We start from the raw sequence: 12,533 nt of genomic DNA, 5'->3' as shown, positions 1-12,533 counted from the left end.
GAGTCATCCTTGTTCGCTGTCGTGCCAATGGCCCAGACTCACCCGAGCCAGCGCCGCCATCACACTGAACAGCAGCACCCCGGTCAGGGAAATCAGCACCAACGCGGCGAACAAACGCGGGATATTCATCTGAAACCCAGCCTGCAAGATCTGATACGCCAGCCCTGCCCCGGTCCCTCCGGTGCCTGCGACAAACTCAGCCACTACCGCGCCGATCAGCGCCAGGCCACTGGCAATGCGCAGGCCGCCAAAGAAGAACGGCAGCGCGCTGGGAATACGCAAGCGCAACAGGGTTTGCCAACGACTCGCGCGGTTAAGCTTGAACAGATTAAGCAGCCCCGGATTAACACTGCGCAGCCCCAATACCGTGTTTGAGATCACCGGAAATATCGCCACCAGCGTCGCACAGACCACCAGTGCCAGCGTGGTGTTGCTGACCCATATGATGATCAGCGGCGCAATCGCCACCACCGGCGTGACCTGAAGCAAAATCGCATAGGGAAACAGGCTGGCCTCGATAACCCGGCTCTGAACAAACACAAACGCAGCCAGCACGCCAAGCACCACGGCTAACAAAAACGACAGCAGGGTAATTTTCAGGGTTACCCACAGCGAACCCAGCAACAAAGGCCCGTCAGCCAGCAACGTGCGGCCTATGTCTGCCGGGCTCGGCACCAGATAAACCGGAACCTTTAAGGCAACACAAAGAATCTGCCAAATGCCAAGCAATACAGCCCCGACCAGCAATGGGGCCGCGATGCGCTGCACTCTTCGATTGGCCAGTAATGGCACATGCACCGTCGTCATTTCCCACCTCCAGAAGCTGTCAATCCGCGCTCAACCGCTTGGCTAAATTGAATGTTCAATGGCCGCCCTCCGCGTTGGCTTCGGCCAATAAGGCCGAGAGTTGTGCACATTGCTGGATAAACTCAGCTGAGGTGCGATAGGCCTCATCACGCTGCTGTGGCCCGTTGATCGCCACATCGGCAATCACCCGGCCGGGCCGGGCGCCCATCACCACCACCCGCGACGATAGATAAACCGCCTCGTAAATACTGTGGGTGACAAACACCACGGTCAGATCGCGTGCAGCCCAGAGTTGTCGCAAGTCGCTGTCGAGGCGATTGCGGGTGAACTCATCAAGTGCGCCGAAGGGCTCATCCATCAGCAGCAAATTAGGCTCGGTGGCCAGCGCCCGGGCGATGGATGCACGCATCTGCATACCGCCAGACAACTCACGCGGATAAACATGACCAAACTGCCCCAAACCGACCAATTGCAGGGCATCATCGACCCCCCGCTGGCTTTGCCCCCGCGAGACACCTGCCAGATCCAGCGGCAGGCGCACGTTATCGGCCACTTTCGCCCAAGGCATCAGCGTGGCCTCCTGAAACACCATCGCCAATTTCTGTTCAGCGGCTGAGTGGTTGATCTGGCCCTTGCCCCACCAGCGCACATGCCCAGCGGAGGGCTGCTCAAGCCCGGCAAACATTTTCAGCAAGGTACTCTTGCCGCAACCGGAAGGCCCCAGCAGTGATACAAACTCACCGCGACCGATTTCCAGCTTCAGCCGCTGCAAAGCGTGTGTGCCATTACCGTAGGTTTTCTCCACGCCATTGGCCAGCAACACTGGCACATCATGTACGGGGTTGTGCGGGTTGCTCTGCGCCATAGCCGCCGCATCCAACACCGCGTTCATAGCGGTGTACCGGCTGGGCGGAATTGCTCTTCTTCACCATGCTTTTGCAGCAACTCAAAGAGCATTTTGCGCATGATCAAACCTGGCCGGTCAGACTCCATGTGAAACTCCACGCGGCGACGGGTATCAACGCAGGCATCGTAGTCGGTGGCTTCAAGAATCTCTTGGTCTTCACGGGTGATGGGCGCATCCCAGGCGATCAGCTCTTGTGTACTGATCGCTGCTTCGCTGTCGTTGCGATACAGCCACTGCACCAGCTGTATGCGCTTGTCATCAATCGGCGTCGCGCAGTTATAAATGATGTGGTGAATGCCGCTGTCCGGATAAGTGCAACCAAAGCGGCGCACAAAGGGTAGATGCCAACGGTTGAACAAATGCCGCGTGGTGGTTGGCGTATCAGTGCCCGTCACCCGGTGTCCGGCAGGCGGGTTATTGATCGGCACAATGGTTTCAGCCTCAAAGCCCCACTCGGTTTGTTCGAGATTGTATTTCGACGGCTGCGGCTGGTTGATCATGCCGAAGTTGGCTTTGTGCACAAAGGAGAAGTGCGAGTTGTCGAAGCTGTTTTCCATAAAACGCAGCGGGCTGGTTTGCCACTCTTCGTAAAACTGGAAGATGCGCCGATACGCTGGCGCGCCATCCTCTTCAAACACAGGGATAGCTTGCAGTGGCTCGCCCAGGCAAACCCAGACATAGCCATATTTCTCCGTGCAATGATAAGCATCAGTACGCGCGCCAGCAGGGATCGGAGCGCCTTCGGCCTGTTGCGGAATGAACACGCAGGCACCGCTCTGGTCGTAGCGCCAGCCGTGATACCCGCAGACGATGACGCCATCTTCAACCCAGCCTTTGGACAACTGCGCAGTGCGGTGGCAGCAGCGATCGGCCAGCGCCACCGGGCCTTGCTTACCCATGAATATAACCAAGCGTTCACCTAACAAAGTGAACGGCTGCGGGCCTTCGGCCAGTTGGCTGACAGGCATCAGCGCATACCAGAAACGACGTAATACGGGTTGTTGAGTCACTAACATGGAGCATTCCTCTAATTCGGTTCTACGGCTGCCAATACGTAGCTGGCAGCGCGAAATCTTGGGTCAGCGTGCAGCGGTATCGTTGGCCTGCGGCAGTACGCTCAGGTCACGAACAAACTCAGTGCTGTAAGCCTTTTTCCAGTCGGTATCAGCTTTGAGCAGCTCGCTTTTGACCATAAAGTCGCGGGTCGCCTGCCAGCGTGCATCGGTCATCACGCCTATGCCCAAGCTGGCTGCATCGCCGCCCTCAACCAGCTTCAGCTCCTTGAGTTTGCTGACGCCCCAGGCGAGCAGTTCATCGTCCATGCTCGGGTTATCTTTTTTGATCAGCGCATTGCCTGCTGCAGGGTCGGCCAAGTAGCTTTTCCAGCCCTGCATGGTGGCCGCGACAAAGCGTTTGAGCACTTCAGGGCGTTGGGCAATCACATCTTCACGGGTGACTAAGGTCGAGCCATAAGGTGGATAACCGGCATCAGCAAACAAGAAGAACTTTGGATTCTTCCCAGCCTTGGTGGCTTGAAACAACTCGGAACTGGCGTACGCCTGCTGCACCGCATTGGGGTTGTTGAAAAACGGTTGCAGGTTGAAGGTATAAGGCCGCGCCTGGGCATCGCTTAACCCATATTGGCCTTTCAACCATGGCCACCAAGTGGTTTGCCCAGAGGTTGAAACCAGCACGGTTTTGTCTTGGAGACCATCAAGCCCAGTAACATCGTTATGGGTCAGCATGCCTTGCGGATCACCCTGAAATGGCGCAGCGATGGCGACAACCGGCATGCCCTGCTCGACACTCTTGAGCACTTGCAGGTCGTAATTGACAATGACATCAGCCTGTTTATTGAGCAAAAGCTGCATGCCATTGACCTGTGGCCCGCCCATCTTAATGGTCACATCAAGACCGTTCTGGGCATAAATATCCTTGGCGACAGCCTGATAAAAACCGCCATGCTCAGCCTGGGCATACCAGGATGTCAGCAAGACGACTTTGTCATTGGCCTGAGCCACAGGTGCAGCAATGCTGGCGCCTAGCAGCGTGACCGGCAGCAGACAACGGAGTAACGAAGCGGTAGAACCCAAAGCACTGCGTGATTTCATGGCAAACCTCTCCCAAAGGGAAGACACATAGAAAGCCGCGCCAAACCCTGTATGAGGCTGGCTGCGAGGGAAACCGGTAGGGGCTGATTGAGACAGCACGCTTAAAGACACCAAGTGGCTGAAGCGGCGCGGAGACAGAGAACCAAGAGTTGGCAAGTAGCGCATATCTGACACCTCTCTCGTTCTCGGCTCAAAGCCAGAATCAAGCACCCAAATACCGGGTGTGTAACCGGGATGGTTACAAGAGCAATGTCCCGCGTCGTTGCCGACACTGACCGCTTCTACTCACGCAAGGTCTTGCAGAGGCTGTGCCAATATCAACAAAGTAGCGTTGCAGAGCCTTTGGATAAATCAGACTGGAAAATTCAGGCAGCCAGCAGCATCAAGATTGCGCACGACTGAAAAATACGCACCAGAGCCGTGCAGATTTGCGGTGATAATGGCGCCGTCGTATTTTTTTACCTGTCGAGCTTGTCACCCAAGCGCTACTCGGGTATCTGTTCATTTGCCCGGATCACAGAATAAATCGGAATCGCCCCCATGACTCTTGAAGTGCCAGCGCATAGCGCCAACAACAGTGGTAAACCTGCAGGGCGCATCCGTCAGAAAAATGAAGAAGCCATTCTGCGTGCCGCGGAAGAAGAGTTTGCGCGCCATGGTTTCAAAGGCACCAGCATGAACACCATTGCGCAAAATGTGGGTCTGCCCAAAGCTAATCTGCACTATTACTTCACCAATAAGCTCGGGCTTTACCTTGCGGTTCTGAGCAACATTATCGAACTCTGGGACAGCACCTTTAACAACCTGACCGCTGAAGATGACCCGGCAGAATCCTTGAGCCGCTACATTCGGGCGAAGATGGAGTTCTCGCGGCGCCAGCCCAAAGCCTCACGTATTTTTGCAATTGAAGTCATCAGTGGCGGTGAGTGCCTCACTGAATATTTCAACGAGGACTATCTCGCCTGGTTCCGTGGCCGTGCGGCAGTATTTGATGCGTGGATCGCCGCTGGCAAGATTGATCGGGTCGACTCCACTCACTTGATTTTCCTGCTGTGGAGCAGCACTCAGCATTATGCAGACTTCGCCGCACAGATTTGCCGGGTAAGCGGCCGCTCGCGCCTGACCAAGCAAGACTTCGAAGAAGCGACAAACAACCTCATCCACATCATTCTTAAAGGTTGCGGGCTAACGCCGCCAACAGTCTGATGGCTTACACCCTTGCCAACCCGTGCCAATACCAAGAAGAAATTCGCAAAAGCCGCTTCATCACCCTGGCTGGGCATGCGGATAGCCCCGCCGCAGCCCAGGCATTCATTGATCAATTCAGTGACAGCAACGCCACGCATAATTGCTGGGCGTGGAAGGTAGGCCAGCAATACCGGTTCAATGACGACGGTGAACCGGGCGGCACAGCTGGCCGGCCAATTCTGGCAGCAATCGAAGGTCAGGATTTCGATCAGGTCGTGGTTCTGGTAATCCGCTGGTACGGCGGCATCCAACTGGGCACCGGCGGTTTATCTCGCGCCTATGGCGGCGGCGCCAACAAGTGCCTGCAAGCGGGCGAACGCTTGCAACTGGTCGCGCGCGAGCCTTGCGACTGTCATCTGTATTTTGCAGAGCTCCCCCGCCTCAAAGCCCGTCTGAGTGAATTTGATGTGCTGATCGAGAATGAAACATTCACCGCACAAGGGGTCGATGTGCAATTGGCGATTCCCCCCCAGCACTTCGATGATTTCGCCAAACTCGTTGCCGACCTCACCCGTGGCCGTGAAGTACTGATTGCCCCTTGAAGCCCATCCGCGCCTGATACCCGATCAGGCGCGAGTCATGCAGTAACACTGCACGCACTGAAATTGCTCCCCGACATCACAATCTCGCCCCAAACTGGCGCAATAAAACAGTCTGTTGTTCAGCGCCAGCGCTGAGACAGGCTTTTCTGACCTGTCGGCCAAGTTTTCACAGTGACTGGCCAAGTTTTTGCTTTAGTAGCGGCAGTCGTTTATTTGAGTCACTGCCCATGTCGAGCCCAACTTCACCTGCACCTCTACAGATGCGCGGCATTACCAAGCGTTATCCCGGCTGCGTGGCCAATGATCAGATTGATCTGAATATCCAAGCCGGTGAAATCCATGCATTGCTTGGCGAAAACGGCGCCGGCAAAAGCACCTTGATGAAAATCATCTACGGCGTAACCCAGCCTGATGAAGGTGAAATACGCTGGCAGGGGCAAGTGCTGTCCGTGCGCGACCCATCAATGGCCCGCAATCTTGGAATCGGCATGGTGTTTCAGCACTTCTCGCTGTTCGAGACGCTCACTGTTGCCGAGAATATCGCCTTGGCAATGGGTCGCCAAGCTGGCACCGCGCAACAACTGGAACCTAAGATCCGCGAAGTATCAAAACGTTATGGCATGCCACTCGAGCCGGAACGATTGGTGCACAGTTTGTCGATTGGTGAGCGCCAGCGCGTTGAGATCGTGCGCTGCTTGATGCAAGACATCAAACTGCTGATTCTCGATGAGCCAACCTCGGTGCTCACGCCACAAGAGGCCGATGAGTTATTCACCACATTGCGCAGACTGGCAACCGAAGGTTGCAGCATTTTGTTTATCAGCCACAAGCTCGGTGAGGTTCGAGCGCTCTGCCAAAGTGCGACAGTCTTGCGCGGCGGCAAAGTCTCCGGCCACTGCATTCCGGCGGACTGCACAGATTTAGAGCTGGCGAAACTGATGGTTGGCGAAGCCGAAGGGCTTGAAACACGCCACCCAAAAGTCCGTGGTGGCGAGCACTTCCTGCAAGTCGAGCAACTGTCCTGGCACAACCCTGACCCATTTGGCACTTCACTAAAGGATGTGCAACTCGAGGTACGCAGTGGCGAGATCGTTGGTATAGCCGGTGTTGCTGGTAATGGTCAGGATGAGATCCTGGCTCTGCTCAGCGGTGAACAAGCACTGCACAAACGCGACGCCATGCGTATCAACTTTGCCGGTCAGCCGGTTGCTCACTTACGACCGGATGCACGTCGTCAACTGGGCTTGGCGTTTGTGCCAGCCGAGCGTCTCGGGCATGGCGCAGTGCCGGATATGAGCTTGAGCGATAACGCGTTGCTCACCGCCTTTCAACAGGGCTTAGTCAGCAAGGGCTTGATCAAGCGCAATACAGTGGTGGCCTTCGCTGAAGAGATCATCCGCCGCTTTGCGGTAAAAACACCGAATGCACACACGGCTGCACGCAGTCTGTCAGGCGGCAATCTGCAGAAATTCATTCTCGGGCGCGAGATCATGCAAAACCCCAAACTGCTGATCGCCGCGCACCCGACCTGGGGAGTTGATGTGGGTGCAGCAACGGCGATTCATCGTGCTCTGATTGCCCTGCGCGATGCAGGCACTGCAATTCTGGTGATATCCGAAGACCTTGATGAGCTGTTCCAGATTTGCGACCGCATTGGCGCGCTCAGCAGCGGCAAACTGTCGGCGCTGGCCAACACCCTTGAGACCAACCCGGTTGAGGTCGGTCGCTGGATGGCTGGCCAATTCAACACTGATGCAGTTCTGAGCTGACGGAGTTTTTATGTTGTTATCCCTTGAACCTCGCGGCCAGCAATCACGCGCCATGCTCTGGTTTTCTCCCTTGCTGGCGGCTGCATTGACGTTGCTCTGTGGCTCCTTACTGTTTTTATTGCTCGGCCACGACCCGCTGCTGACCTTGCACACCTTATTAATTGCGCCGCTCAGCGACTGGTATGGCGTGTCTGAGTTACTGGTCAAGGCCTTGCCAATTCTGCTCTGTGCGCTGGGGCTGGCCGTGGCTTACCACGCTCGGATCTGGAACATCGGCGCCGAAGGCCAGTTGTTGCTCGGCGCCTTGGCTGGCAGCGCTGTTGCAGTGCATATAATTGATTGGGAAAGCCACTGGGCACTGGCATTGGTCATCAGCGCAGGAGTTGCTGCTGGTGCTGCATGGGCTGGGCTCACGGCTTGGCTGCGTACGCAGTTCAATGCCAATGAAATCCTCACCAGCATCATGCTCAATTACGTCGCCCTCAACCTGCTGCTGTATTGCGTCCACGGCCCGCTCAAAGACCCCGAAGGCTACAACTTCCCCGAGTCGGCTATGTTTGGTGATTTCAGCCGGCTGTCACTGCTCAGTGAAGACGGCCGTATCCATGCAGGACTGTATTTCGCTCTGCTGGCATTGGTCGCAGTCTGGGTGTTGCTGCAGAAAAGCTTTCTTGGTTTTCAGATCAAGGTACTCGGCCTGGATCGCCGTGCAGCGGGTTTTGTCGGCTTTAGGGAAAAGCGTCTGGTCTGGTTCGCGCTGTTAGTCAGCGGCGCATTGGCAGGTCTGGCCGGGGTTGGTGAAGTCGCCGGACCAATCGGCCAACTGGTGCCACAGGTATCACCCGGTTACGGCTATGCAGCAATCACCGTGGCATTTCTCGGACGCTTGAATCCGCTGGGAATCCTCTTCGCCAGCCTGCTTATGGCGCTGCTGTATCTGGGGGGTGAGACCGCTCAGATGGCAATGAATCTACCGCAAGCAATTACCCAGTTGTTCCAGGGAATGATGCTGTTCTTTCTGCTCGCCTGCGATGTGCTGATTTTGTATCGCCCACGCTTCAAGTGGAAATGGACAAAACGTACAGCCGCACAAAGTGCCTTGGCCTGAGAACAACTGCATCTGGCCAGGCCGGGTGCGTTAGAAGAATGTGAGGAAGCTGTATGGATATCGACTTACTGAGCAACATTTTATTCGCCATGGTGCGTACCGGCACACCGCTGCTGCTGGTCGCATTGGGTGAAATGGTTTGCGAGAAAAGCGGCGTGCTCAACCTGGGTCAGGAAGGCATGATGCTGTTCGGCGCGGTGATGGGTTTTATCATCGCGTTCAGCACTGGCAACCTGTGGCTTGGGGTCTTGCTGGCGATGGCGGCGGGCATGCTTTTGTCATTGCTGTTCGCGGCGGTGGCCTTGGGCTTTAACGCCAATCAGGTGGCAACCGGTTTGGCTCTGACCATTTTTGGCGTTGGATTATCGACCTTTGTCGGCGCGGCCTGGGTGGGTAAACCGCTAACCGGCTTTGAGCCAGTGATTATTCCTTTGCTGAGCGATATCCCGCTGATCGGCCGCATGCTGTTCGCTCAGGACTTATTGATTTACCTGTCATTCGCGTTATTTGCGCTGGTTGCGTGGGTGATATTAAAAACCCGCATCGGTCTGATCGTGCAGGCAGTTGGCGAGAACCCAGACGCCGCCAGCGCCATGGGTTTACCGGTACTGCGCGTACGCACTCTGGCGGTGCTATTCGGCGGCGCCATGGCTGGTTTGGCCGGTGCATACCTGTCGCTGGCTTATACGCCAATGTGGGCAGAGAACATGACCGCAGGGCGCGGCTGGATTGCTCTAGCGCTGGTGGTGTTTGCCAGTTGGCGAGTATTTCGCGTATTGCTTGGCGCTTATCTGTTTGGCCTGGCCAGCATCATTCACCTGGTTGCCCAAGGTGTCGGCTTGTCGATCCCTTCGAACTTGCTAGCCATGCTGCCGTATGTCGCAACTATTGTGGTCTTGGTGTTGTTGTCACGCGACCCGATCAAAACCCGCTTGTTCGCGCCAGTGTCATTGGGTAAACCCTGGCAGCCAGGTCACTGATAAGTTCAATAAGGGCAGACCCGCTGCGGCCTGCCCCACCTCGAATCCTCAACCGTCCTGATAACCATTGAAATGCGCCGAGTCCCTGCTCAAACAGGTGGTTTAAGCTCCAGCGAAATGCACTCAAGCGCATCGAGGCTGAGCACCTCAACAGTTCCATAACCGCAACGCACAATGCCCATTTGCTCCAGTCGCTTTAACGCTTCATGCGCGCTTTTACGCGATAGGCCTGCCATCGTGCCAATATCAGACTGTGAGGTTTTCGGCAGACGGGGTTTATCGCTAATGATTGCTAGCCGCCTCAAGGTCTTAGCGATTCGCGTGGTGGCATCAGAAGTGGTCAGAGCATCGAGGGTCATCAATGCGATATCAGAAGTGATCGCCGTAAGCAGGTTACACCACTGCCAGTAACCGGGTTCTTGCTCAAGGATTTTGTCCATGCAGTTTTTAGTCAAACGCAAGCAATAACTATCAGTGTAAGCAATGGTGTCAACTCGACGAACGCCTCCACTGAGGAATGCTAACTCACCCGTCCATGCCCCCGGCGCAAACAAATGAAGCAAGCTTGAAGTGTCAACTCGCGGCGGCAATTGACAGGCGAGGCAACCACTGACAAGCCCAATTATGGCATTGCCAGGCATTGCACAACGCAAGATCACCTCACCCGCATGGTAATGCTGGAGAGTCGCCCGACTTAGCAGGGCATCCTGAAACTCAACGGGTGTTTGTGACAGCCAACCATGGCTTCGCAGTGTTTGCGCGGCATCAAAAAAGTCCATTTATTACCTTATTTATCAATTGTCACTCTTGGGACAGTTGAATCTATTTTTTTCCAATAAAGTGACACAAGACTAAACAAAAAGTGGCTCGATTACGCGTGTTATTCACCTGCGGTAATCCCCTATTTCGAATCGCACTCAAGGCTCATGTAACCTGAGTGCGCTCCCATCGCTGTAGTTTCGCAAGCAGACGGACTTCCATTGACTGATGGAAGTATGAATATCAAGGAGTTGTAAGCATGCTTGGATTTGTAACCAAACGATTATCCCTTGCAGTACTTTCCACTGTGGTTATTACCAGCAGTGCATTTGCTGTGACAAATGAAGCGACCGACACAACCAAGAAAGCCAACGAGGCAATCGCGAACTACCTCCCCTTCACCAATAAGCAAGATTTCGAAGACGCCAAACGCGGATTCATTGCTGACCTGCCTAGCCCGGTGATCAAGGGCAAAGACGGCAAGACTGTTATCGACCTGACACAGTACGATTTTCTGAATAAAGAAGGCGAGGCGCCGGCAACCGTAAACCCAAGCTTGTGGCGTCAATCGCAACTGTTGGCAATTCGTGGCCTGTTCAAAGTAGTCGATGGAATTTACCAGGTGCGCAACATCGACTTGGCGAATATGACGTTCGTGCGCGGTAAAACCGGTTGGATTGTAATCGACCCGCTGACCTCAGACGAAACAGCCAAGGCGGCACTTGACCTGATCAACGATAAAGTCGAGAAACTACCTGTCTCGGCGGTGCTCATCACTCACTCACACCTCGACCACTTCGCGGGGCTGCGTGCAATCGTCGATGAGGCCGATGTTAAATCAGGCAAGGTTCCACTCATCGCACCTGAAGGCTTTATGGAAGAAGCCGTGAGCGAGAACGTATTTGCCGGCACAGCGATGAGCCGTCGCGCCTCGTACATGTTCGGCAACCTGCTACCGAAAAATCCCGAAGGCAACGTCGGGGCTGGTCTAGGTATCACCACTGCGGCTGGCGATATCACTCTGCTTGAGCCGAACAAGTTGATCGGCAAGACTGGCGAGAAGATGACCATTGACGGTGTCGATGTGGAATTCCAAATGGCGCCTGGCACCGAAGCGCCAGCGGAAATGCTCTTCTACTTCCCGCAGTTTAAAGCTCTGGATTTAGCCGAAGACGCCAACCACACTCTGCACAACTTGCTCACCCTGCGCGGTGCCAAAGTACGCAGCGCACAAAAGTGGTCAAGCACCCTGGGTGAAACCCTCGACATGTGGGGCGACAAAGCTGAAGTCTCGTTTGGTAGCCATCACTGGCCACAATGGGGTCAAGAAAGGGTTGTCGAGCACCTGGAAAAACAACGCGACCTGTACAAATACATCAACGATCAAACACTGCGCATGGCTAACCAAGGCATGACCATGAATGAGATCGCTGAAGAATTCGTGCTGCCAGACAGCTTGGCCAAAGAGTTCTACAACCGAAGTTATTACGGCGACCTGAAGCACAACGTACGCGCGACGTATCAGTTGTATCTCGGTTTCTGGGACGGTAACCCAGCTAACTTCAACCCGCTACCGCCGGTAGAAGAAGCCAAGAAGTATGTTGCAATGGTGGGTGCCGACAAGATGCTGGCAAATGCCCAAGAAGCTTACGATAAAGGCGAATATCGCTGGTCCGCGACTGTAACCAACAAGCTGGTGTTTGCTGACCCGAAAAACCAAGCAGCCCGTGACCTGGAAGCAGATGCACTCGAGCAAATGGGTTATCAGGCCGAATCCGGTCCTGCACGTAACTTCTACTTGAGTGGCGCTCAGGAACTGCGTAACGGTGTTAAGGCAATGATTACACCTAACGCCAGTTCTCCTGACCTCATTCGCAGCATGACCACGGAAATGATCCTTGATTTCGTGGCTGTTCACCTTAATGGGCCTAAGGTCGGCGATAAGAGCTATGCCTTCAATCTTGAGTTCCCAGACACCCAAGAGAAGTTTCTGTTAACGGTCAAAAATGGTGTGATGAATTACGCCAAGGACAAGACCCGCGACGAAGTTGACGGTTCAGTGACTCTCAACCGCAGTGTTCTCGACGACATTGCTCTGGGTAAATTAAAAATGGGTAACTTGACTGAAAGCGGCGAAGTGACAGTCGACGGTGACAAAGCCAAGTTCAAGCAAATGTTGAGCAACCTCGACACCTTTAATTTCTGGTTCAAAATTTCTGAACCATAACCCCTGACCCGTCGTTAAAAAACGCCCCGAATCAGGGGCGTTTTTTATTGCCCGAGATTTGATCAAGCAAAATCG

General features: G+C 54.8%; 12 protein-coding genes. 7 read left to right on the top strand and 5 right to left on the bottom strand.

Annotated features, from left to right (window positions below; genetic code table 11):
• Nucleotides 1–3: 3 nt before the first annotated feature.
• The 4 genes from ACN0UH_RS11020 to ACN0UH_RS11005 all read right to left on the bottom strand — a co-directional run bounded on the left by ACN0UH_RS11020 (nucleotide 4) and on the right by ACN0UH_RS11005 (nucleotide 3,825).
• Nucleotides 4–807 carry an ABC transporter permease gene (locus tag ACN0UH_RS11020; RefSeq protein WP_417662082.1) on the bottom strand — a complete coding sequence of 268 codons (804 nt, stop codon included), beginning with the start codon at nucleotides 805–807 and terminating at the stop codon, nucleotides 4–6.
• Nucleotides 808–862: 55 nt separating this feature from the next.
• On the bottom strand, nucleotides 863–1,699 hold the full coding sequence (locus ACN0UH_RS11015; RefSeq protein WP_417662081.1) for an ABC transporter ATP-binding protein: 837 nt from the start codon (nucleotides 1,697–1,699) through the stop codon (nucleotides 863–865).
• Nucleotides 1,696–2,730: a Rieske 2Fe-2S domain-containing protein gene (locus ACN0UH_RS11010; protein ID WP_417662080.1), complete on the bottom strand. Its 1,035-nt coding sequence runs from the start codon at nucleotides 2,728–2,730 to the stop codon at nucleotides 1,696–1,698. Before ACN0UH_RS11010 ends, ACN0UH_RS11015 begins: the two co-directional genes overlap by 4 nt.
• Before the next feature lie 63 nt (nucleotides 2,731–2,793).
• Complete coding sequence (locus tag ACN0UH_RS11005; protein WP_417662079.1) at nucleotides 2,794–3,825, bottom strand: ABC transporter substrate-binding protein; 1,032 nt, start codon at nucleotides 3,823–3,825, stop codon at nucleotides 2,794–2,796.
• A gap of 249 nt (nucleotides 3,826–4,074) precedes the next feature.
• Between ACN0UH_RS11005 and ACN0UH_RS11000 the strand changes: the two genes are divergently transcribed.
• The 6 genes from ACN0UH_RS11000 to ACN0UH_RS10975 all read left to right on the top strand — a co-directional run bounded on the left by ACN0UH_RS11000 (nucleotide 4,075) and on the right by ACN0UH_RS10975 (nucleotide 9,472).
• Nucleotides 4,075–4,227 carry a hypothetical protein gene (locus ACN0UH_RS11000; protein ID WP_417662078.1) on the top strand — a complete coding sequence of 51 codons (153 nt, stop codon included), beginning with the start codon at nucleotides 4,075–4,077 and terminating at the stop codon, nucleotides 4,225–4,227.
• A 138-nt stretch (nucleotides 4,228–4,365) separates the two neighbouring features.
• The gene (locus ACN0UH_RS10995; protein ID WP_087515696.1) at nucleotides 4,366–5,031 is read left to right on the top strand and encodes a TetR/AcrR family transcriptional regulator; all 666 of its coding nucleotides are present in this window, start codon (nucleotides 4,366–4,368) and stop codon (nucleotides 5,029–5,031) included.
• A complete protein-coding gene (locus ACN0UH_RS10990; RefSeq protein ID WP_417662077.1) occupies nucleotides 5,031–5,615 on the top strand; it encodes an IMPACT family protein in 585 nt (194 codons plus the stop codon). The genes ACN0UH_RS10995 and ACN0UH_RS10990 overlap by 1 nt, the downstream gene beginning before the upstream one ends.
• Nucleotides 5,616–5,842: 227 nt before the next feature.
• The gene (locus tag ACN0UH_RS10985; RefSeq protein ID WP_417662076.1) at nucleotides 5,843–7,384 is read left to right on the top strand and encodes an ABC transporter ATP-binding protein; all 1,542 of its coding nucleotides are present in this window, start codon (nucleotides 5,843–5,845) and stop codon (nucleotides 7,382–7,384) included.
• A 10-nt stretch (nucleotides 7,385–7,394) separates the two neighbouring features.
• Nucleotides 7,395–8,492 carry an ABC transporter permease gene (locus ACN0UH_RS10980; protein WP_417662075.1) on the top strand — a complete coding sequence of 366 codons (1,098 nt, stop codon included), beginning with the start codon at nucleotides 7,395–7,397 and terminating at the stop codon, nucleotides 8,490–8,492.
• Between the two features lie 53 nt (nucleotides 8,493–8,545).
• Nucleotides 8,546–9,472: an ABC transporter permease gene (locus ACN0UH_RS10975; protein ID WP_417662074.1), complete on the top strand. Its 927-nt coding sequence runs from the start codon at nucleotides 8,546–8,548 to the stop codon at nucleotides 9,470–9,472.
• Nucleotides 9,473–9,561: 89 nt separating this feature from the next.
• Here the strand turns inward: ACN0UH_RS10975 and ACN0UH_RS10970 are convergent, their stop codons facing one another.
• Complete coding sequence (locus ACN0UH_RS10970; protein ID WP_417662073.1) at nucleotides 9,562–10,251, bottom strand: Crp/Fnr family transcriptional regulator; 690 nt, start codon at nucleotides 10,249–10,251, stop codon at nucleotides 9,562–9,564.
• 239 nt (nucleotides 10,252–10,490) lie between these two features.
• On the opposite strand from ACN0UH_RS10970, the gene ACN0UH_RS10965 reads away from it, so the two are divergent.
• Nucleotides 10,491–12,458 (top strand): alkyl/aryl-sulfatase, encoded by a 1,968-nt coding sequence (locus ACN0UH_RS10965; RefSeq protein WP_417662072.1) that lies wholly within the window; start codon nucleotides 10,491–10,493, stop codon nucleotides 12,456–12,458.
• Nucleotides 12,459–12,533 lie beyond the last annotated feature (75 nt).

This window comes from Pseudomonas sp. (assembly GCF_048265905.1).
GTDB lineage: Bacteria > Pseudomonadota > Gammaproteobacteria > Pseudomonadales > Pseudomonadaceae > Aquipseudomonas.
The sequence above is the reverse complement of the archived record's forward strand: the minus strand, read 5'-3'. Positions and strand labels throughout refer to the sequence as shown.

What these genes read in the sequence shown, in the direction of transcription:
- ACN0UH_RS11020 (WP_417662082.1), bottom strand. Translation starts at nt 807, where the DNA reads ATGACGACGGTGCATGTGCCATTACTGGCCAATCGAAGAGTGCAGCGC.
- ACN0UH_RS11015 (WP_417662081.1), bottom strand. Translation starts at nt 1,699, where the DNA reads ATGAACGCGGTGTTGGATGCGGCGGCTATGGCGCAGAGCAACCCGCAC.
- ACN0UH_RS11010 (WP_417662080.1), bottom strand. Translation starts at nt 2,730, where the DNA reads ATGTTAGTGACTCAACAACCCGTATTACGTCGTTTCTGGTATGCGCTG.
- ACN0UH_RS11005 (WP_417662079.1), bottom strand. Translation starts at nt 3,825, where the DNA reads ATGAAATCACGCAGTGCTTTGGGTTCTACCGCTTCGTTACTCCGTTGT.
- ACN0UH_RS11000 (WP_417662078.1), top strand. Translation starts at nt 4,075, where the DNA reads ATGTCCCGCGTCGTTGCCGACACTGACCGCTTCTACTCACGCAAGGTC.
- ACN0UH_RS10995 (WP_087515696.1), top strand. Translation starts at nt 4,366, where the DNA reads ATGACTCTTGAAGTGCCAGCGCATAGCGCCAACAACAGTGGTAAACCT.
- ACN0UH_RS10990 (WP_417662077.1), top strand. Translation starts at nt 5,031, where the DNA reads ATGGCTTACACCCTTGCCAACCCGTGCCAATACCAAGAAGAAATTCGC.
- ACN0UH_RS10985 (WP_417662076.1), top strand. Translation starts at nt 5,843, where the DNA reads ATGTCGAGCCCAACTTCACCTGCACCTCTACAGATGCGCGGCATTACC.
- ACN0UH_RS10980 (WP_417662075.1), top strand. Translation starts at nt 7,395, where the DNA reads ATGTTGTTATCCCTTGAACCTCGCGGCCAGCAATCACGCGCCATGCTC.
- ACN0UH_RS10975 (WP_417662074.1), top strand. Translation starts at nt 8,546, where the DNA reads ATGGATATCGACTTACTGAGCAACATTTTATTCGCCATGGTGCGTACC.
- ACN0UH_RS10970 (WP_417662073.1), bottom strand. Translation starts at nt 10,251, where the DNA reads ATGGACTTTTTTGATGCCGCGCAAACACTGCGAAGCCATGGTTGGCTG.
- ACN0UH_RS10965 (WP_417662072.1), top strand. Translation starts at nt 10,491, where the DNA reads ATGCTTGGATTTGTAACCAAACGATTATCCCTTGCAGTACTTTCCACT.